Source organism: Rhodococcus sp. C1, assembly GCF_020809065.1.
In the GTDB taxonomy this organism is placed as follows: Bacteria; Actinomycetota; Actinomycetes; order Mycobacteriales; family Mycobacteriaceae; genus Rhodococcus_F; species Rhodococcus_F qingshengii.
Genome location: NZ_CP078080.1, coordinates 3719104 through 3737812, shown reverse-complemented (window position 1 = coordinate 3737812; position 18709 = coordinate 3719104). Strand labels below are relative to the sequence as shown.

Annotated in this window: 18 protein-coding genes and 1 riboswitch; of the genes, 10 read left to right on the top strand and 8 right to left on the bottom strand. The window is 63.1% G+C overall.

Features of this window, described 5'->3' with window-relative positions; translation table 11 throughout:
• Positions 1–100 precede the first annotated feature (100 nt).
• Both KTR60_RS17005 and KTR60_RS17000 read left to right on the top strand, forming a co-directional pair.
• Complete coding sequence (locus KTR60_RS17005) at positions 101–1165, top strand: cytochrome c oxidase subunit II (RefSeq protein ID WP_030537048.1); 1065 nt, start codon at positions 101–103, stop codon at positions 1163–1165.
• A gap of 39 nt (positions 1166–1204) precedes the next feature.
• Positions 1205–1621 carry a cytochrome c oxidase subunit 4 gene (locus KTR60_RS17000; protein ID WP_003941723.1) on the top strand — a complete coding sequence of 139 codons (417 nt, stop codon included), beginning with the start codon at positions 1205–1207 and terminating at the stop codon, positions 1619–1621.
• A 109-nt stretch (positions 1622–1730) separates the two neighbouring features.
• Here the strand turns inward: KTR60_RS17000 and KTR60_RS16995 are convergent, their stop codons facing one another.
• Complete coding sequence (locus KTR60_RS16995) at positions 1731–2120, bottom strand: DUF3224 domain-containing protein (protein ID WP_047270094.1); 390 nt, start codon at positions 2118–2120, stop codon at positions 1731–1733.
• 66 nt (positions 2121–2186) lie between these two features.
• Here KTR60_RS16995 and KTR60_RS16990 point away from each other — a divergent pair, with 66 nt between their 5' ends.
• A complete protein-coding gene (locus tag KTR60_RS16990) occupies positions 2187–2483 on the top strand; it encodes an antibiotic biosynthesis monooxygenase family protein (protein ID WP_020908105.1) in 297 nt (98 codons plus the stop codon).
• 149 nt (positions 2484–2632) lie between these two features.
• On the opposite strand, the gene KTR60_RS16985 is transcribed toward KTR60_RS16990, so the two are convergent.
• From KTR60_RS16985 to KTR60_RS16970, 4 genes are all read right to left on the bottom strand, one after another.
• Positions 2633–4237, bottom strand: a complete 1605-nt coding sequence (locus KTR60_RS16985) for a cytochrome b (RefSeq protein WP_007730057.1) — start codon at positions 4235–4237, stop codon at positions 2633–2635.
• 59 nt (positions 4238–4296) lie between these two features.
• A complete protein-coding gene (locus KTR60_RS16980) occupies positions 4297–5439 on the bottom strand; it encodes a ubiquinol-cytochrome c reductase iron-sulfur subunit (RefSeq protein ID WP_007730058.1) in 1143 nt (380 codons plus the stop codon).
• A complete protein-coding gene (locus KTR60_RS16975; RefSeq protein WP_003941682.1) occupies positions 5436–6287 on the bottom strand; it encodes a cytochrome c in 852 nt (283 codons plus the stop codon). Before KTR60_RS16975 ends, KTR60_RS16980 begins: the two co-directional genes overlap by 4 nt.
• Before the next feature lie 64 nt (positions 6288–6351).
• On the bottom strand, positions 6352–6963 hold the full coding sequence (locus KTR60_RS16970; protein ID WP_007730060.1) for a cytochrome c oxidase subunit 3: 612 nt from the start codon (positions 6961–6963) through the stop codon (positions 6352–6354).
• Positions 6964–7090: 127 nt separating this feature from the next.
• On the opposite strand from KTR60_RS16970, the gene KTR60_RS16965 reads away from it, so the two are divergent.
• Both KTR60_RS16965 and trpD read left to right on the top strand, forming a co-directional pair.
• A complete protein-coding gene (locus tag KTR60_RS16965; RefSeq protein ID WP_054826532.1) occupies positions 7091–7579 on the top strand; it encodes a hypothetical protein in 489 nt (162 codons plus the stop codon).
• Between the two features lie 139 nt (positions 7580–7718).
• A complete protein-coding gene (gene trpD, locus KTR60_RS16960; RefSeq protein ID WP_003941751.1) occupies positions 7719–8810 on the top strand; it encodes an anthranilate phosphoribosyltransferase in 1092 nt (363 codons plus the stop codon).
• An 8-nt stretch (positions 8811–8818) separates the two neighbouring features.
• Here trpD and KTR60_RS16955 read toward each other — a convergent pair whose 3' ends face one another.
• Both KTR60_RS16955 and KTR60_RS16950 read right to left on the bottom strand, forming a co-directional pair.
• On the bottom strand, positions 8819–9094 hold the full coding sequence (locus KTR60_RS16955) for an Lrp/AsnC family transcriptional regulator (protein ID WP_003941677.1): 276 nt from the start codon (positions 9092–9094) through the stop codon (positions 8819–8821).
• Between the two features lie 78 nt (positions 9095–9172).
• Complete coding sequence (locus tag KTR60_RS16950; RefSeq protein WP_221742736.1) at positions 9173–10933, bottom strand: DEDD exonuclease domain-containing protein; 1761 nt, start codon at positions 10931–10933, stop codon at positions 9173–9175.
• Between the two features lie 521 nt (positions 10934–11454).
• Positions 11455–11633, top strand: a riboswitch (cyclic di-AMP (ydaO/yuaA leader).
• A gap of 14 nt (positions 11634–11647) precedes the next feature.
• Between KTR60_RS16950 and KTR60_RS16945 the strand changes: the two genes are divergently transcribed.
• From KTR60_RS16945 to KTR60_RS16930, 4 genes are all read left to right on the top strand, one after another.
• A complete protein-coding gene (locus tag KTR60_RS16945; RefSeq protein ID WP_003941754.1) occupies positions 11648–12205 on the top strand; it encodes a C40 family peptidase in 558 nt (185 codons plus the stop codon).
• Between the two features lie 324 nt (positions 12206–12529).
• Positions 12530–13582, top strand: a complete 1053-nt coding sequence (locus KTR60_RS16940; protein ID WP_003941704.1) for a C40 family peptidase — start codon at positions 12530–12532, stop codon at positions 13580–13582.
• 74 nt (positions 13583–13656) lie between these two features.
• On the top strand, positions 13657–15015 hold the full coding sequence (locus KTR60_RS16935; RefSeq protein WP_228401068.1) for a peptidase MA family metallohydrolase: 1359 nt from the start codon (positions 13657–13659) through the stop codon (positions 15013–15015).
• Between the two features lie 78 nt (positions 15016–15093).
• A complete protein-coding gene (locus tag KTR60_RS16930; RefSeq protein ID WP_003941734.1) occupies positions 15094–16221 on the top strand; it encodes a glycosyltransferase family 4 protein in 1128 nt (375 codons plus the stop codon).
• Between the two features lie 96 nt (positions 16222–16317).
• Here the strand turns inward: KTR60_RS16930 and KTR60_RS16925 are convergent, their stop codons facing one another.
• Positions 16318–18129 carry an AMP-dependent synthetase/ligase gene (locus KTR60_RS16925; RefSeq protein WP_047887999.1) on the bottom strand — a complete coding sequence of 604 codons (1812 nt, stop codon included), beginning with the start codon at positions 18127–18129 and terminating at the stop codon, positions 16318–16320.
• Positions 18130–18288: 159 nt separating this feature from the next.
• Here KTR60_RS16925 and KTR60_RS16920 point away from each other — a divergent pair, with 159 nt between their 5' ends.
• Positions 18289–18675 carry a hypothetical protein gene (locus KTR60_RS16920; RefSeq protein ID WP_003941776.1) on the top strand — a complete coding sequence of 129 codons (387 nt, stop codon included), beginning with the start codon at positions 18289–18291 and terminating at the stop codon, positions 18673–18675.
• The last annotated feature ends 34 nt before the right edge of the window (positions 18676–18709 follow it).

Sequence of the window (18709 nt, the reverse complement as noted above, 5' to 3'; positions counted from 1 at the left end):
ACCCGAGGATGGATAGCGCCCGGCTTTGGTCTACGCTGCGTAGTAATTGGGCCTTCCCTCCGGGCATGCCCTAGTTGAATTTTGTGGCGATCAGGAAGGCGTGAACGTGGCGCAAGGTCGGATCCTTCGGCGAGCGGGGCTGGCAGTATCTCTGGGCATTGCTGCCTTGCTGCTGTCGGGTTGCTCCATCGACAACGAAGTGCTTCGTTTCGGGTGGCCTTCGGGCATCACCCCGGAGGCGACGCGCATGCGTGAGCTGTGGACGTGGTCGGTTGTAGCCGCCCTCGTCATGGGTGTGCTGGTGTGGGGGTTGGTCTTCTGGGCCGTCATCTTCCACCGTAAGAAGAAGGACTCGCCGGAATTCCCGCGTCAGACGGCATACAACGTGCCGCTCGAACTCGGTTACACGGCAGTTCCCTTCGTCATCATCGCGGTTCTCTTCTACTTCACCGTCATTGTTCAGAACCATGTTCTGGACAAGACGGACAATCCTGACGTCGTCGTAGACGTCACGGCCTTCCAGTGGAACTGGAAGTTCGGCTACCGCTCCATCGAGTTCGGTGACGGCTCCGCCAAGTACAACGGAATCGACGTCGAGGCCGAAGAGGCTGCAAAGACCGAGGGTTCCACCGTGAACGAACACGGGGAAGAAGTTCCCGGCCCGATCCACGGCAACAGCACCGAGGACCTGAGCTACCTGCACTACGACAAGATCGAGACCGTCGGTTCCAGCCAGGAGATCCCGATCCTCGTTCTGCCCACCGGCAAGCGGATCCAGTTCGAACTTGCTTCCTCGGACGTCATCCACGCTTTCTGGGTGCCTGAGTTCCTGTTCAAGCGCGACGTTCTCCCGAACCCCAAGGAGAACCACTCGGACAACATCTTCCAGATCAGTGAGATCGAGAAGGAAGGCGCGTTCGTCGGGCGTTGTGCAGAAATGTGTGGCACGTTCCACGCGATGATGAACTTCGAGGTTCGTGCGGTTTCGCCCGAGGACTTCGCCAAGTACATCGAACTGCGCAAGGGTGACGCGGAGGGCAAGGGTGGTCTGACGACCGCCGAGGCTCTGCAGGCAATCGGTCAGTCGCCGGTGGCTACGTCGACCACGCCGTTCAACACCGACCGCGAGTACCGTCAGGCAACCGTCGCCACTGCAGGCAACTGAGCCGGCCAGCCTCTTCACTGAACAAGGACAAGTGCTGATATGAAGATCGAAGCCAAGCTCTTCGAGATCCTGACGATGTTCTTCATTCTCGTCGCGATCATCTACGGAGTGTTCACCGCTCTGTCACGCACAGGTATCGAGTGGGCCGGACTGACGGCCATCGTCCTGTCTGCAGGTCTGACGCTCATCGTGGGTACCTACTTCCGCTTCGTCGCCCGTCGTCTGGACACCCGTCCCGAGGACTACGACGACGCTGAAATCTCGGATGGTGCAGGAGAACTGGGCTTCTTCAGCCCGGGTAGCTTCTGGCCGATCCTGCTTGCCGCTGCTGCTGCACTCGCGGCAGTGTCGCTGGCGTACTTCCAGCCGTGGCTCATCGCAGTCGCAGTTGTCTGTGTGCTCGCCGCAGCCGCAGGCCTGGTGTTCGAGTACTACACCGGACCCGAGAAGCACTAGTTTCACCCGCACTCGAACAGAGGCGCCGCACCCACCCGGGTACGGCGCCTCTGTTGTCGTTTATGTGAGTTTCGGTGGTAGGAGGGTGCCTGTCAACAACCGCTCTCTGTCAATCGTGGAGCGAGTATTCGAGGTCGTAGCGGTGCAGACCGTCGACGACCTCCAGCTCGAGAGTGCCTGCGATGCCCTTCAACTCGCCGGTTCCGGACCCCGGCACGATCTCGTACAGAAGCTTCTGCGTTCCGTCGATCATCTGACCGAACTGCTGCAGGGCGAACGATCCCACAGCTTCGTCGACCTGCCCCGTGACAAACTCCAAAGCGACATAGCCCGCTGCACCGGCTGTCGGATTGCCCGCAGACAGCATCAGGCCGGACGACGTTCCTTCGACGCCGCCGATGAACGTCTTGTCGAACTCGAAGCGTCCGACGCGTCCGGAGAGCTCAGGATCGGCGGGGCGAAGATCGATCTCGAAGGTGCCGCGTGCATGGGATGTCATGGTCCGAGTATCTCACCAGGCGACAACGCCTCGAGGGGACTCCCGAGAACGTGCAACACTCCGTAGATGATTCTCGAACATGCCGTCCTGCAGGTCGATCCGTCGCAGTCAGCGCGTTTCGAGGCCGCATTCGACGTGGCCCGAACCATCATCTCCGAGGTTCCCGGATTCATCAGGCTGCGGCTCTCGCACTGCCTGGAATCACCGGAGCGATATCTCCTGCTGGTCGAGTGGGAAGACGTGGAGTCACACACCATCGGCTTCCGTCAGTCCACGGGATACGAGAAGTGGCGAGAACTTCTCCATCACTTCTACGAGCCGTTCCCGACGGTGGAGCACTATTCGACTGTGCTCGAGGTCTAGCAAAGCGTAGTGCCTGCTGTTGTCGGCGCTCAGACGACGAACCGGGGGAGTGGTGCCCACTTGGAGGTTGTCCATATTGAATCGCTCAGAGAACGAGTGAGGCCCCGAACCGGAATCCGGTTCGGGGCCTCACTGGTCAACTGACGTTCTTAGTGGAGTTCTCCACTTGAACCATCGGACTTGCCGTTGGTTCGGTTCTGGTAGTCCAGAAGGATCTGAAGCTGCTCGTGCTCAGCTTCGTGATGAGCGGCTTCGAGAGCCTCGCTCTCCTCGACTGGGTCAGCGGTGATCAGGCTACCGCTACCGGGCTTGCCGGCGAGGCCGAGCTTGTTCATCTTCTTCGGGACAGCAGCACCCTGGTACTCGAGCGGGATCGGGTGTCCGTGCTCGTCGACGGGGCCGAGCGGCTGGTGGATCTCGATGTACTGGCCGTTCGGCATCCGCTTGATGATGCCGGTCTCGATGCCGTGTTCGAGGACTGCACGGTCACTGCGCTGCAGGCCGATGCAGAACCGGTACGTCACGAAGTACGCGATGGGCGGAAGGATGACCATGCCGATACGGCCGATCCACGTCATTGCGTTCAGCGAGATGTGCAGGTGGTACGCGATGATGTCGTTGATGCAGGAGATCGTGAGCACCAGGTAGAACGCGATGGACATCGCACCGATAGCGGTACGGACCGGCACGTCGCGCGGGCGCTGCAGGATGTTGTGGTGAGCGTCGTCTCCGGTGAGACGCTTCTCGATCCACGGGTACGCGATCAACAGTGCGAAGACGAGGCCCATGATCAGGGCGACGGCGAACACTGCAGGGATCGTGTACCGGTTGAACAGGTAGATCTCCCACGCCGGCCACAGTCGAGCAAGGCCGTCCGTCCACATCATGTAGATATCGGGCTGGGAACCTGCCGAGACCTGTGACGGGTTGTACGGACCGATGTTCCACACGGGGTTGATCTGGAACAGACCACCGAGCAGTGCGAGCACGCCGAAGGTCATGGCGAAGAACGCGCCACCCTTCATCGCGAAGACCGGGAGGATGCGGACGCCGACGACGTTCTGTTCCGTACGGCCGGGGCCGGGGAACTGCGTGTGCTTCTGGTACCAGACCAACGCGAGGTGGCCGGCGATCAGAGCCAGGATGATGCCCGGGAACAGCAGCACGTGAGCGACGTAGAGACGCGGGATGATGAGGTCGCCGGGGAAGTCGCCGTCGAAGATCAGCCAGTGCATCCAGGTACCGACGATCGGGATACTCATCGTGATACCACCGAAGGCGGCGCGGAGGCCGGTGCCCGAGAGCAGGTCGTCGGGGATGGTGTAACCGAAGAAGCCTTCGAACATCGCCAGGATGAGCAGCAGGCAGCCGATGACCCAGTTCGCTTCACGTGGGCGACGGAAGGCGCCGGTGAAGAAGATGCGAGCGAGGTGAACGATGATCGACGCCGCGAACATCAGTGCAGCCCAGTGGTGAATCTGGCGAACGAAGAGACCGCCGCGCACCTCGAAGGAGATGTTCAGGGTCGTCTCGTAGGCGCGAGACATCGTGACACCGCGAAGCGGCTGGTATGCGCCCTGGTAGACGACGTGTGCCATCGACGGATCGAAGAACAGCGTCAGGAACACACCGGAGATCAGCAGGATCACGAAGCTGTAGAGCGCGATCTCGCCGAGCATGAAGGACCAGTGCGTCGGGAAGACCTTGTTGATCTGCCGGCGCATGCCTGCGGCGAGGTGGTAGCGGGAGTCCATAGCCTCCGCTTGTCCAGCCGCTGCCGCGCTGATCTTGGACGGTTTGGTTGTTGTTGTGGTCACGGTCGACGCTCCCAAAATGCCGGGCCGAGTGCTTCGATGAAGTCACCGTCGGCGACCAGGAAGCCCTCTTCGTTCACTGTAATAGGCAACTGCGGAAGTGCGCGAGCAGCGGGACCGAAGATCGGCTTGCCGTAGGTCAGTGCGTCGAACTGCGACTGGTGGCAGGGGCACAGAATACGGTTGCTCTGCTGTTCGTAGAGCGAGGTGGGGCAACCCAGGTGGGTGCAGATCTTCGAGTAGGCGAAGTAATCGCCGTAGTTGAAGCTTTCCTGGCCCTTACGCTTGGTGACACGCGCGGTGTCTTCCGTGCGGAGGCGGATGAGCATCACCGAGTTACGAATGCCGCGCAGTGCTGCGAGCAGAGCGTGCTCGTCGCCACGGTCGGACTCGCGGAACGGGAAGACCGTTTCCATCGAACCGGCATCGAGATCTTCCGGGCGAACGAGGACGATGTCCTCGGGACGGCCGGTGTCACGACGCAGGTAGATGGTCTCGCCCGGGTAGTTCGGGGTCCAGCCGGACACCCACAGAGGTGAGTCGTCGCCCTTGGCCCACGGGTTCTTGATGAGTCCGCCGAGGGGCATGACCATCATGACGCCGAGTGCGCCGCCGCCGAACATCAAGCTGCGCTTGATGGCCTTGCGGCGGGGGAGGGTGGACGTCTCGAGGGTGTCGCCGAGCTCGGCGACGATCGTGCGACGATCGACCTCGGTGGAACCACCGTCGTGGCGGTCCTGGATCGAGACCTCTTCGGGGATGAACTTCTTCGTGAACTGAACGGCACCGATGCCGACGCCGAGGATCGCCAGACCCATGGTCAAGCCGATCAGCGGGGTGTACAGGCTGTACTTGCCGTAGTTCTCGTCACCGGCGCCTGCGTACTCCCAGGGCCAGAACAGGTAGATCGCGATGAACGCGATCGCCGAAACGCCGGCGAGGCCGAACCAGAAGGCGACGTTGCGCTCGGCGCGCTTTTCCGCCCTGGTGCCCTTTACCGACCAACGATCACGGCGGTAGACGACATCGACGCCATCGAGATTGGTACCCAGCTTGACCAGGTCGTCGCGTGACATCGCGTCGAGCTCTTCATCTGTGTACTTCTTAGGCGTATCGCCGCCATGCTGGCCAGCGTCGCTCATGACCTTGCTCCGATCCACAATGCTGCACCGACGACAGCGATGATTCCGACGGCCCACATGGCGAGACCCTCAGAGGCCGGACCGAGGCCACCGAGCCCGTACCCACCGGGGTCCTTCGACTCGCCCGACGACTTGACGTAGGCGATGATGTCCTTCTTCTCCTCGATCGTCAGCTGACGATCCGAGAACTTCGGCATGTTCTGGGGACCGGTAACCATGGCAGCGTAGATCTGCTGCTCGCTGGCCGGATCCAGGACCGGGGCGTACTTGCCCGAGGACAGTGCGCCACCGCGGCCGGTGAAGTTGTGGCACGACGCGCAGTTGAGCCGGAAGAGCTCACTGCCGCGTCCGACGTCGCCACCGCGCAGCGAGGACTGGGCGATTTCGCCGTTCTCGTCGCGGATGAGCGTCGGGCCGCCGCCGTTGGCCTGGATGAAAGCGCCGAGGGCGTCGGTCTGCGCAGCATCGAACTTGGGGTCCTTGCGTGCAGCCTGGGCCTCGTTGCGAGCTGCCGGCATACGACCAGAGGAGACCTGGAAGTACACGGCTGCTTCGCCGACGCCGATGAGGCTGGGACCGCGGTCCTGCACGCCCTGCAAGTTCGCGCCGTGGCACGTGATGCATGACGTGTCGTACAGCTGCTTGCCTTCACGAATCAGGGCTGCTGAATCGTCACTGGCGGTCGCAACCTGCGGAGCTGGTGTCAACGCCGAAGCGAGGAAACCTGCGCTGATCAATCCCATCATCAATACGAGCGCGCCAGTGACGCGCCGGCGGATTTTCCGCTGGCGACGCGACTTCGCGGCATTCGCTGAGTTATCGGATGCGGGAGGGGGGGATGAACTCATCTGTATCCCTTTGGTATGTCGGGACGGAACTGGACGTCAGGGGCTGCCTGGGGCGTACAGCTGATTAACGGATGAAATAAATCGTGGCAAACAGCGCGATCCACACGATGTCGACAAAGTGCCAGTAGTACGAAACAACGATCGCGGCGGTGGCCTGGGCGGGCGTGAACTTGCTGACCCGGGTACGTGCGATCAAGAAGACGAAGGCGATGAGACCGCCGATGACGTGCAGACCGTGGAAGCCGGTGGTCATGTAGAACACCGAGCCGTACACGCTGCTCGAAATCGTGGTGCCCTCGTGCACGAGGTGGTAGTACTCGTAACCCTGGCCGGCGACGAAGAACGCCCCCATGACCAAGGTGATGGTGTACCAGCGACGAAGTCCGAAGACGTCGCCACGCTCAGCCGCGAAGACACCCATCTGGCAGGTGAACGAAGATGCGATAAGCACCAAGGTCACCGGCACGGCCAGATAAAGGTTCAATTCGGTTGGCTCCGGCGGCCAATTTCCGTTCGCCTGAGCTCGTGCCACGAAGTACATGGCAAAGAGCCCTGCGAAGAACATGAGCTCACTTGACAACCACACGATGGTGCCAACGCTGACCATATTCGGCCGGTTCAGCGAGTGCACGCGTTGGGTGATTGCCGATCCTGAAGTCCCTACTGCGCTCGTCACAGACAGAAGTATGACGCTTCGTCGTAAGAGACGACCACTCGGGTCCACCATCGGCGCGTCGCTCGGCTCGAGTTCGCGGGATCGGGCGGCGAACGCGCTGGTGGCGTGGTCGGAATATGCTGGCGCGATGGCAGCTACACACAAGAGTAGACCGTGGTTCCTGAGAATTTTCGGCACGAAGATTCCGACACCGCTCGATGCAGGGCGGTCGGATCTGGTCGTCGTTGCCGAAGGCTTCGACGACGCCGAGGCGAGCTCGACGGCTCTCGAACGTGCCGCCTCCACCGAGCCGGAGTTCAGGGCGGAGTCCGAAGTGGTTCTGCGGCATCATCTCGACCTCCCGGAGGGCTCGGTAGCCGATGCCGAGAGCATCGTCGCCCAGGACGGATATGTGCGAGGCTCGAGTCGGCCCGAGGACGTGACTCCGGTGGTCGAGAATTCGGTTCGCGTCGTCTTCGAGCGTGTCCAGGTGCTTGACGCCCTGCATTGCTCCCAGGAGCGGTCACGAATGGCTGGTCTGGCGCAGCGACTCGGTGGTTCGGTCGCCGGGTGGGACGCGCTCCAGCCCCCGATACTTGCGGAGGCGCCGCCCAAACGCGGTCGCAGAAAGTCCTGAGCGGCCCTATTCGGTTTCCTCGTTACCTCACTGACTAGGCTGCGAGGGTCATCGGCAGCACAAAATGGCAGCGCGAAACGACAGCTCGAAACGACAGCTCGAAATCCAGCCCACTTGAACGACAGGGGACCAAGGCACTATGGCCGGCACCGACGCATCCAACGCCGTGAACGTCGATTCGAGTGCAGTGGTGCGGTCCTGGCCGATGATTCTCGGTTTGCTCACGGACGGCAGTGACTTGTCGGAAGCCGACAGTCGCTGGGCTATGGGCGAGATCATGTCGGACAACGCCACCTCCGCTCAGATCGCTGCTTTCGGGGTCGGTCTGAAGATGAAGGGAGAAACCCCCGCGGAGTTGGAAGGGCTCGCCGCCGCGATGCTCGAACACTCCAGGCGCGTGCCGGTCGATTCCGACGTCGTCGACATCGTCGGCACGGGTGGTGACCGCTCCAACACGGTGAACATCTCGACGATGGCCTCGATCGTGGTTGCCGCGTCCGGTGTGCGAGTTGTCAAGCACGGCAACCGCGCTGCTTCGTCCAAGAGCGGTGGCGCCGACGTGCTCGAGGCGCTCGGCGTTCGCATCAACCTCGGGCCGGAGCAGGTTGCGAGGTGCGTCGAAGAGGTCGGCATCGGCTTTTGTTTCGCGCCGGTCTTCCATCCCGCACTGCGCTTTGCGGCGGTGCCTCGCAAGGAAATCGGCATTCCGACGGCATTCAACGTGCTCGGTCCACTGACCAATCCGGCTCGTCCGCGTGCCGGGCTGATCGGGTGCGCATTTCCGAAACTGATCTCGGTCGTCGCGGGAGTCCTTGCGCAGCGCGGCAATTCGGCGTTGGTGGTACGGGGAGACGACGGACTGGACGAACTGACCACATCGACGACGTCGACAGTTCACATCGTCGGGGGTGGAAGTGTGCGAACTGTCACGCTGGATCCGCGTGACCTCGGAATCGACCGCGTTCCTCTCGAAGAGTTGCGTGGAGGCGACGCCGAAATCAACGCCACCGTCGCCAGAACGCTGCTTTCCGGGCAGAAGGGGCCGGTCCGGGACGCGGTCCTGCTGAACGCGGGAGCAGCCATCGCGGCATTCAACGGTGTCGGCGACGATCTCGAGAGTGCGATCTCTGCCGGGATGACTGCAGCCGCTGCCGCGATCGACAGCGGCGCGGGCGCTGAACTGCTTCACAAGTGGGCGGCGCTGACCGCCGAGCTGGCCGACCAAGCCTGATCGAGGGGCTATTCACCCAGCGAGAAACCGGCCTCGACGTCTGCGCTGGAGAATGACTGGAACGCAATGTGTGTGGCGGTTCGGAGAACGCCGGGCACCTTGTTGATTCCTCCGGTGACCACGTCGGCGATCTGGGCGTGGTCACGCACTTTCACGATGGCGATCAAATCGACGTCACCTGCGCACGAGTAGACCTCGGTCACTCCGGACAGGTCGGCGACGGCCTGCGCGGTTTCCGGGATCCGAGCGGACTCGGCGTGAATCATGACGATGGCGTTGATCATTTCTCTCCTCGATTTCCCTGCGGGTTGTGATGACCCGGTGGTTTCGATCGAGCTTAGGGGTGCCGCCCCGCCGTTACGTCATCGATGTTCGGATTCGGTTCCGGCTCGGGCGAGTCGGCACCAGGCTTCCCACTTGCCGGCGCCGCTCACAGGTTCGACGTATCCGGATGTCGCCGACACGATTCGGACACCGTCCGACGAGAGCCACCTTGCGATCAGTCCCAGTTCTTCGGGTGACGCGCCGCGGAACGGGGCGTCGTCCGGTAGGACGGTTTCGGCCGCCGCGGTGATGGCGTCGACGACGGGCATCGGGTGAGTCCCACGTCTGGCGAGCCCGGCGGACGCGAGACGCCCGGACCGGATCACCGACAGCTCCCAGCCGCCGTCTCCGGTGGGGCGGGCGAGAACGAGTTGTTCGATCGCCGCGACTGCAGCGAGTCGCTGAGTGCGCCGCACTGCGGTGGCGACTGCGACCGTTCGGTCACGCAGACGAGCAGCATTCTCGAACAACGCGTGTGCGGACAGCTCGTCGATCCGGGCCTGCATCTGTTGGAGGGGAGCGTCGTTGGTTCCTCGGAAGAATCCACGCACGGCCTCAGGGGCGGCCGCGTAGTCCTCTGCGTTGATTTCCGGGGTCCAGGAGGCTGGACACGCCCCCAGTTCGCGAGCGGGGCAGTCAGGGCCGTGAACGGCGCCGCGTCCGAGACGCTTGGTACACGTGCGCAGACGACTGAACTCTGCGACGGTGTCGGCGACGTCGACTGCGTCGCCGCGAGAGGTGAACGGGCCGATCGAATCGGCCGTGGGCGTGCGAACCACGGACAGTCTCGGAAACGCCTCGTCGGTGAGGGTGATCCACCAACCTCGCTTGGGAAACTTGGAGCGACGGTTGTACGGCGGCGCATGCGCGCTCAGCAGTCGTAGTTCACGCACCCCGGCCTCGAGAGCGTGCGCGCACTCGACATGGTCCACGCGGGTGGCCAGCGCGACCATTTCCTTCATCCGGCCGCGGGTCTCCGAACCGGTGAAGTAGTTGCGGACGCGGCGTCGAAGGTCGGTAGCAGTTCCTATGTAGAGGGCTTCGTCGGAAGGACCGCGGAAAAGGTAGACACCGGGGCTTCGCGGCAGGTTTGCGGCGAAGGACCGTTTGGCCCGTTGATGCGAGGAAATGTTGGGCAGGTAGTCGACTAGTTCGCTGTAACTGTGGACACCCTGGTTTCCGACCCTGTCGATCAGTCCGTGGAGGACGTCGACGGTCGCACGCGCGTCGTCGAGAGCCCGGTGCGTCGGCTGGGTGGTCACTTGGAAGAGATGGGCGAGTGCGGAGAGCTTCACCGAAGGTGCTTCGTCGCGTGTGAGTACGCGCCGGGCGAGTTTGACGGTGCACAGGACACGGAACGCAGGCCACGGGCGCGCGCTGCGTGACGCCGCTGCTTTGAGGAAGCCGATGTCGAACGGCGCGTTGTGTGCCACCAGCACTGCGCCCTCGGCGAACTCGAGAAAAGCAGGCAGGACACGTTCGATGGGAGGTGCACCGATCAGCATGGCTGTGGTGATTCCGGTCAGTTCGACTATGTACGGCGGAATCGACCGGCCGGGGTCGACGAGTGTTGCCATTTCGCCCAGTACCTCGCCGCCGCGGATCTTGACGGCGCCGATCTCGGTGATGGAGTCCTGGTCGGCGCTGCCCCCTGTGGTCTCGAGGTCGACGACGACAAATGTTGTCTCGCTCAGCGGTGAGTCCAGTTCGTCGAAGCTCAGTTGCCGCCCGACGTCGAACTTCTCCCCGTCGGAGAACGGGGGCGGAGACGGAAATTCTCGGGCCGAGGCGGGACTCACACCGCAGACAGTAGAAGTACCCCCCGACACGAATTCGAGAGTGCAGACACGGAATCCGACCCGCACGGACTTCCATTGCGAAATCGGTGGATGAACGCCCGACAAAAGTAGGAGAGACGAGGATCACACTTGCGGTGGGAACTCGCGAATGTGGACGCGCGCCTACTTGTGAGTAGGGCGAGTCGAGGGGTCTTCGGTGCGTCTGTCGACGGCTGAAACCGCGTCCGTGATCGGAACAGGTTCTAGTTTCAAGTAATCATCGTTGAACTGCATGGAAGATCGGATTGTCGGGTTTGGTGAGCCTTGGCAGTGGGTAGCGGGCGCGGGTTTGACGTCCAGGAGTGGGTCGCCGAACCGACCTGTTGTTATCTCCCCGTGACCCGCCGGGCGTATCGCGGGCGCGGCACCACGATTTCCGGCGAATCGGGCGCGATTGTCACGAAGCGGTCGACATCGTCGCGATCATTTCGTAACCTTCCTGAGACCTAACGAAGTCTTGCCGGACCAAACAGGACCGGCATCGTCAGGAACCGCCTAATCGGGATCTCCGCGAGGAACCCGAACCGGGAACCCAAGTTTCCACTGGGGTGAATCCCGCCTGGGGTGCAGCACGCAGGATCGCTGCAGACCACGCGGGTAGGGCTGATCTTCCCAGCCCGAACCCGTCAGCTAACTCGGTCGGCGGATGAATGGAAGAAATGGAGCACCCCTTAAGTGGCGTCACAGAGTTTCAAGCGTTCAGCGCAGTTGGCAGTAGCCGGCGCGCTCGCAGTCGGAGCATTCGCTGCAACCGCTGCACCTGCCTCGGCAGACCCCATCACCATCCCCGGCGTCGGCACGTTCGAGGTTCCGGGCGTTTCTATTCCTCAGTTGCCGGTCATTCCGGGCATCACCGACATCGCACCGGCTGCACCGGCCGCTCCCATCTCCAGTGTTGGTGAGCAGGCAGTTCGCGCCGCAGAGAGCAAGCTGGGCTCCCCGTACGTGTACGGCGCAGCCGGCCCGGACGCATTCGACTGCTCCGGTCTCGTTCAGTGGGCATACAAGCAGGCCGGTCTCAACCTGCCTCGCACGAGCTACGACCAGGCTGCAGCCGGCGTTGCCGTCGCACAGTCCGATCTTCAGGTCGGCGATGTGATCTCCTTCTACGGCGGATCGCATTCGGGCATCTACGCCGGTAACGGCAATGTCATCCACGCGTCGACCGCTGGTCAGCCCGTGAAGCTCGCTCCGGTGTCCTCGATGCCGTACGACGGCGCTCGCCGTTACTGATTTCTGAACACGCTCGACGGCTGTCTCCGGTAGGCAGTCGGAACGATCCGCCGCTGTGATGCGGCGGAGCTCGGGGGAGCTCCGGATCTTCGAATGTGGGCCTCGAATCTTCGATTCGGGGCCCACATTTTCGTTTCGCGACAATTCGCCCGGTACTTCACCCCGACACGCCTACCGGCGAGTAGACACAAACGTATGCCGTTCCGTAACCTTATCGAGACATTGCGCGGCCGAGACAGGTACTGTGGATAGTTGACAGCCAGCTAACAGATCGTCGACCGGTCCCGGTCGGCGTCGCTTCACCGAGACGGAGAGTTGCATTCCGTGGTTTCATCGAAAAACAACAGTCGAGTACGGGCCGCATTGACAGTGGGAGTGCTGGCGTTCGGACTCGTTGCAGGGCCTTCGATGCAGGCCGGTGCCGACCCCGTCATCACCAACCCCACTGAGGCGCTCGACAAGCTCGGTGAACTCTCCCGGGTTTCCGAGCAGACCAACGAAGCGCTGCACAACGCGCAGATCGACCTCGACGCGAAGCTGGCAGTCGCGAATGATGCGGACGTGCGATCGGCAGCCGATCAGGGTCTTCTCGACGCGGCTTCGGCGCGCGTCGCCGAGTTCGCTCCGGCGGTAAACCGTATTGCCACAGCGAATTACCAGGGTGCGCGAACCAATCGCCTCTTTGCGTTGATGGTGAGCGACTCGCCGCAGCAGTTGCTCGACCAGATGTCTGCGCTCGACGTGATTTCCAACGACGCGGCAGTACAGGTCTCTCAGTTCAACCAAGCCACTGCCGATGCGCGTGCCGCCTCGGAAGCGTCGAAGCGATCGGCCGAAGAAGCGCGAACCGCCGCCGATCAAGCCCGCGCGCTCAGTGACGATTTGCAGCGCAAGCAGAGTGAACTGCAGACGCAGATCGCCGACGTGACCAAAGCCTTCCAGAATCTCACCGACGACGAACGTAACCAACTGAGCGGTACGCCTTTCCCGCCGGACGTCGATCTCAGCAAAATTCTGGCTAACTTGACCCCTGGCTCGGGTGCTGCTGCTCTGCAGGCAGGCCTCACGCGGATCGGTGACCCGTACGTCTGGGGCGCGACCGGCCCGAACGAGTTCGACTGCTCAGGTCTGGTGGTATGGGCCTACAAGCAGATCGGAAAGACTCTGCCGCGATCGAGCCAAGCGCAGGCGCAGGGCGGTGTACCGGTGTCGAGGGACCAACTACAGCCCGGCGACGTCGTGACCTTCTACAGCGACAACTCGCATGTCGGCATCTACGCCGGCGACGGAAACATTCTGCATGCGTCGACGTTCGGCGTACCGGTGAAGGTCCAGTCGATGGCAGGCATGGAGTTCTCCACTGCGCGTCGTTACTGACGGCTTGCTGCGCCCGAGCGGCGTGTGGCCAGCCGCCGTGAAGCGTCGAGTCGAGTTCTCCTACACTCGGCACCGTGCCGACTGAACCGATGACGACGCCCGACGTCGGCGCAGATCGACCACGCCGTTGGGAGTATCCGGCCCTCGTGGCGCTCGGTGTAGCCATGGTGCTCGTTCTGGGCCTGACGATCTTCCTGACGAACAGGTCCGATTCCGACGAAAATGCCGCCGCCGAACAGGACGCGGAACGCAGCGCTCAAGTCCAGAGCTTTCTCGATGCATGGGCCGCGGCTCAGATGTCCGACGATCCGTCGGGGCTGGCGAAGTTCGTCGACAGTGCCGCCGCACCCGGTGTGCTCGAGGCGGAAGTTCGACGAGCCACTGCAGCGGGAGCGCTCGAATTCTCCGACTGGGGATACGAGATTCCCAGCGGCGGCCTGACTCCGGCGCCGCGAACCGGTGCACCGGACGGAGACGTCGAAGTATGGAATGCGCAAGTTCTGTTGCGGTACGCCCTCGACGGCGTCGACGCATTGCCCACGCGCAAGGCAGTGTCCATGACGCTCGCGAAACGCGGCGATCAGTGGTCGGTTCTTGCGGACGGGTCGATCGTCGGACTGGACGGCGCCCGAACGGCGGGCGAATCCTGGAACGGCCCCTGGGACTTCGGCCCGCTTGCCGTCGCCGAGAATTCTGCGGGTAACGCGCTGGTGATCGGCCACCCGGGTCAGCAGGCGTTCGTCGACGCTTTGGCTGCCGATGTGGACTCAGCCATCGAGAACACGACGCAGCTGTGGGGGCCGTGGTGGTCCGAGCGCGCGGTGCTCATGGTGGCGGGGTCCGCTGAGGAATTCACCGCACTGGTCGGCTCCCATCACGACGGCGCTTCGATTGCCGCAGTGTCGGTCGCGGATGCGACGGCGGACGGGTCATCCGACGTGAGCGGCCAGCGAGTGGTCTTCTCGCCTGCCGCGGCTTCGAGGTTGACCGACATCACCAGGCGAACGGTGTTGCGCCACGAACTGATGCACATAGCCGCCCGATCGAAAACCCGTGACGGGTCGCCGATGTGGGTATTGGAAGGGTTTGCCGAATACGCGGGAAACCGTGGATCCTCGCGGGCCTGGGGTGAGATCGCGCCGACTCTGGCAGCAGCGGTACGCTCCGGCGATACTCCGACCGAGTTTCCGGACGACACGCAGTTCAGCGGTGTACCGGTCGTGAGTTCACTCGCGTACGAATCGGCGTGGTCGATCAACGCGTATATCGCCGATCGATTCGGAGAAGCAAAGCTGACCGACCTCTTTCGCGCTCTCGCCTCCGGAAAGATGACGGCCGAAGACCTCGATTCGCGGATCCGAGCGGTCGTTGGCGTCGGAACCGAGGAACTGCGAACCGGATGGATCGACTGGACCAACAGCCATCTGGGCTGAGTAGTTCGCGGCTGGGTCGATTGCAGCGGCGAGGTGCCCTTCGCACGTTTGAAGCACCGAGTGCCCTACGGTGGACGGATGCGCCGGACCCTCTTGGTGACCAACGATTTTCCTCCTCGCCCCGGAGGTATCCAGTCGTATCTCCACACGTTCGCCGGGCATCTGCCGCCGGACAAGTTGGTGGTGTACGCACCGCGGTGGCGGGGCGACTCGCACAAGAAGTTCGATGCGGCACAGCCTTTCGAGGTCGTTCGGCACCCGACGACGCTGATGCTGCCGTCGCCTTTTGTCGCTCGTCGAGCCGCGAAGTTGGTCAAGAAGCACGACTGCGAATCGGTCTGGTTCGGTGCGGCAGCACCGTTGGCGTTGTTGGCACCGGTTGTTCGACGCGCCGGAGCGAGCCGAGTGATCGCGAGTACTCACGGCCACGAGGTCGGATGGTCGATGATTCCCGGTGCGCGGCAGTCGTTGCGTGTGATCGGTGACCACACCGATGCGGTGACGTTCGTCAGCAAATACACCCGTGGGCGGTTCTCGGCGGCCTTCGGCCCGCAAGCGGCGCTCGAGCACCTTCCTTCCGGAGTGGACACGTCAGTGTTCCACCCGGACTCGGTCGCCCGCGCGGAACTGCGTAAGCGATACGGGCTGGGCGAGCGGCCCACGATCCTGTGCCTGTCGCGGCTCGTGCCACGCAAGGGGCAGGACATGCTCATCAAGGCGCTGCCGACCGTACGCAAGAGCATTGACGGGGCGGTACTGGTGATCGTCGGAGGTGGGCCGTACGAGGACCATCTCCGCCAATTGGCGCGTAAGACCGGGATGGACGATCACGTCGTCTTCACGGGCACGGTGCCCGCCGCAGAGTTGGCGGCGCACCACACGATCGCCGACGTGTTCGCCATGCCGTGCCGTACCCGAGGCGCCGGATTGGACGTCGAAGGACTGGGAATCGTCTACCTCGAGGCCTCGGCTACCGGTGTGCCGGTCATCGCCGGGCGCAGTGGTGGCGCTCCGGAAACGGTGCAGCAGAACAAGACCGGGCTCGTGGTCGACGGCACCTCTGTTCGCGACGTCGCCGAATCCGTGATCGAGGTGCTGTCCGATCGTGATCGCGCGGCCGCGATGGGAGCAGCCGGCCGGGCATGGGTTGCCGAAGACTGGAAGTGGGACACGCTCGCTTCGAAGCTGCGTAATCTCCTCGGCTGAGCTACCGGGACTCGAACGCGAACGGCCCGCACCGAATTCGGTGCGGGCCGTTCATGTCGGCACGTTCGTGTCGGCAGAGGACTGATCGGCGAAAGACTACTTGGCGTAGATCTTTTCGATGTCGGCGGCAAAGCTCTCGTGCACGACGTTGCGCTTGAGCTTCATCGTGGGCGTGAGTTCGCCTGTGTCCTCGGAGAAGTCGACCGGAAGAATGCGGAACTTCTTGATCGCCTCGGCGTGTGAGACGAGCTTGTTGGCCTCGTCGATGGCGTCCTGGATTTCGCCGACCAGTTCGCCGTCCGAAACCAGGTCGGCCGCTGTGGTTCCTGCGGCCTTGTTGTTGCGCTCGTTCCAGGCGGGAAGAGCTTCGGCGTCGATGGTGATGAGGGCGCCGATGAAAGGCTTCTGGTCGCCGACCACGATGGCCTGGCTGATCAGCGGGTGCGCGCGAAGGGAATCTTCGAGCTGAGCGGGGGAGACGTTCTTGCCGCCTGCCGTGACGATGATTTCCTTCTTGCGGCCGGTGATGGTGATGTAGCCGTCCTTGTCGACGGTGCCGAGGTCGCCGGTGTGGAACCAGCCGTTCTCGATCGACTCGGCGGTGGCCTTCTCGTTGCGCCAGTAGCCGGTGAAGACCACCGGTCCCGAGAGGAGGATTTCGCCGTCTTCTGCGATACGAACGGAGTTGCCGGCCAACGGCTTTCCGACAGAACCGACCTTCTGTGCGCCGATGGTGTTGACGGCGAAGGCCGCGGTGGTCTCGGTCAGTCCGTAGCCCTCGTAGATCGTGACGCCGATACCGCGGAAGAAGTGGCCGAGTCGAGCGCCCAGAGGTGCACCACCGGAAATGGCCAGCTGGCACTGCCCGCCGAGCGCTGCGCGCAGCTTCGAGTACACGAGCTTGTCGAAGAGAGCGTGCTTGGCCTTGAGAACGATGCCGGCGCCGCCCTTGTCCTGCGCCTCGCTCCACGCGACGGCGGTGTCTGCGGCCGCGTCGAAGATCTTTCCCTTGCCGTCGCCGTGCGCCTTGGCGCGTGCGCTGTTGTAGACCTTCTCGAACACGCGCGGCACCGAGAGGATGAAGTCGGGCTTGAACTCGCCGAACGTCGGAACGAGGTTCGGGATGTCACTCGTGTGCCCCAGCGCTGCACCGGCGTCGAACGACGCGATGCTGACTGCGCGAGCGAGAACGTGCGCGAGCGGCAAGAACATCAGCGTGCGGACGCCAGGAGTCTTGAGCAGCGTGCCGAGGTTGGAGTCGAGGATGCCCTTCGACTCGGCAATCAGGTTGGAGTGCGTCAGCTGGCAGCCCTTGGGTCGGCCCGTGGTGCCCGACGTGTAGATCAGGGTCGCGGGATCGGATGCCTTCAGTGCCGCGACGCGGGCGTGGACGTCCTCGTCGGAGATGTCGGCGCCCAGTGCGGTCAATTCCTCGACGACACCCTTACCGCCCGCCGCGGCATCGATCTGGTAGACCGTGCGCAGCGCGGGGGCGGCTGCAGCGACGTCCTTCACGGTCGCGGCGTGAGTGTCGTTCTCGACGATGAGGTCGATTGCTTCGGAGTCCTCGAGAATCCAACGAACCTGCTCGGCTGCGGAGGTTTCGTAGATCGGAACCGTCACGCCACCGGCTGCCCAGATGGCGTAGTCGACGAGCGGCCATTCGAAACGCGTCGCCGACATGAGGCCGACGCGGTCGCCCTGCTTGACGCCGATCGCGATGAGGCCCTTGGCGACGGCAGTCACCTGAGCGGCGAAATCGCCTGCAGTGACATCGACCCATGCATTTCCGACTTTGCGCTTGTAGACAACCGCCGCCGGCTTCGTCTTCGCGAAGGCGAAGACCGAGTCGACCGCGGAGGCATCCTCGGGAATGGTGAACGTCTGGGGTGCGCTGAACTCAGGCACGAAATACCTCCGACACTGCGAAATACTGACGAGTAGGGTTTTCGTCTCCTACTGTAGTCGCATGTCCGACGCAGTTGTGGCCAGGCTTACAGTCTGTCCGGTATGTAGTGTTGCGACACCCCTCGACGCTTCGCGGACGCGATATGTGAAGCTACTTCGGTGAGCAGCATTCAGGTCGCAGACCAGACTTTCATCGCCGCCCCGCCCGAGCGGGTCGCCGAACTGTTGTCCTCGCGCGCGCAGTGGCGTCGCTGGTTCAGTGATCTCGAGCTCGAAGTCCGGGAAGATCGCGGTCCCGCAGGATTCCGTTGGGGAGTGTCCGGTCAGCTGGTCGGCACCATGGAGGTGTGGCTCGAACCGGTCATGGACGGGACGATCGCGCACTACTTCCTGCACTGTGAGCCGGTCGGCGTATCGCCGTCCGATCTGGCGACCCTCGACCTCGCCGGGATGAACCGCAAGCGTCGGGTCGACGGCAAGGTCATGTCGTTCCAGCTCAAACGCGAACTCGAAGCGGGACGTGCCGCCGGAGTAGCACCGGACTGATAATCGAAGCACTGCACGTTGTGCAGGTTCTGGA

Coding starts and splice junctions, on each gene's coding strand:
- KTR60_RS16975 (WP_003941682.1), bottom strand. CDS start 6,287: ATGAGTTCATCCCCCCCTCCCGCATCCGATAACTCAGCGAATGCCGCG.
- KTR60_RS17000 (WP_003941723.1), top strand. CDS start 1,205: ATGAAGATCGAAGCCAAGCTCTTCGAGATCCTGACGATGTTCTTCATT.
- trpD (WP_003941751.1), top strand. CDS start 7,719: ATGGCCGGCACCGACGCATCCAACGCCGTGAACGTCGATTCGAGTGCA.
- KTR60_RS16965 (WP_054826532.1), top strand. CDS start 7,091: ATGGCAGCTACACACAAGAGTAGACCGTGGTTCCTGAGAATTTTCGGC.
- KTR60_RS16995 (WP_047270094.1), bottom strand. CDS start 2,120: ATGACATCCCATGCACGCGGCACCTTCGAGATCGATCTTCGCCCCGCC.
- KTR60_RS16990 (WP_020908105.1), top strand. CDS start 2,187: ATGATTCTCGAACATGCCGTCCTGCAGGTCGATCCGTCGCAGTCAGCG.
- KTR60_RS16955 (WP_003941677.1), bottom strand. CDS start 9,094: ATGATCAACGCCATCGTCATGATTCACGCCGAGTCCGCTCGGATCCCG.
- KTR60_RS16980 (WP_007730058.1), bottom strand. CDS start 5,439: ATGAGCGACGCTGGCCAGCATGGCGGCGATACGCCTAAGAAGTACACA.
- KTR60_RS16930 (WP_003941734.1), top strand. CDS start 15,094: ATGCGCCGGACCCTCTTGGTGACCAACGATTTTCCTCCTCGCCCCGGA.
- KTR60_RS16985 (WP_007730057.1), bottom strand. CDS start 4,237: ATGGACTCCCGCTACCACCTCGCCGCAGGCATGCGCCGGCAGATCAAC.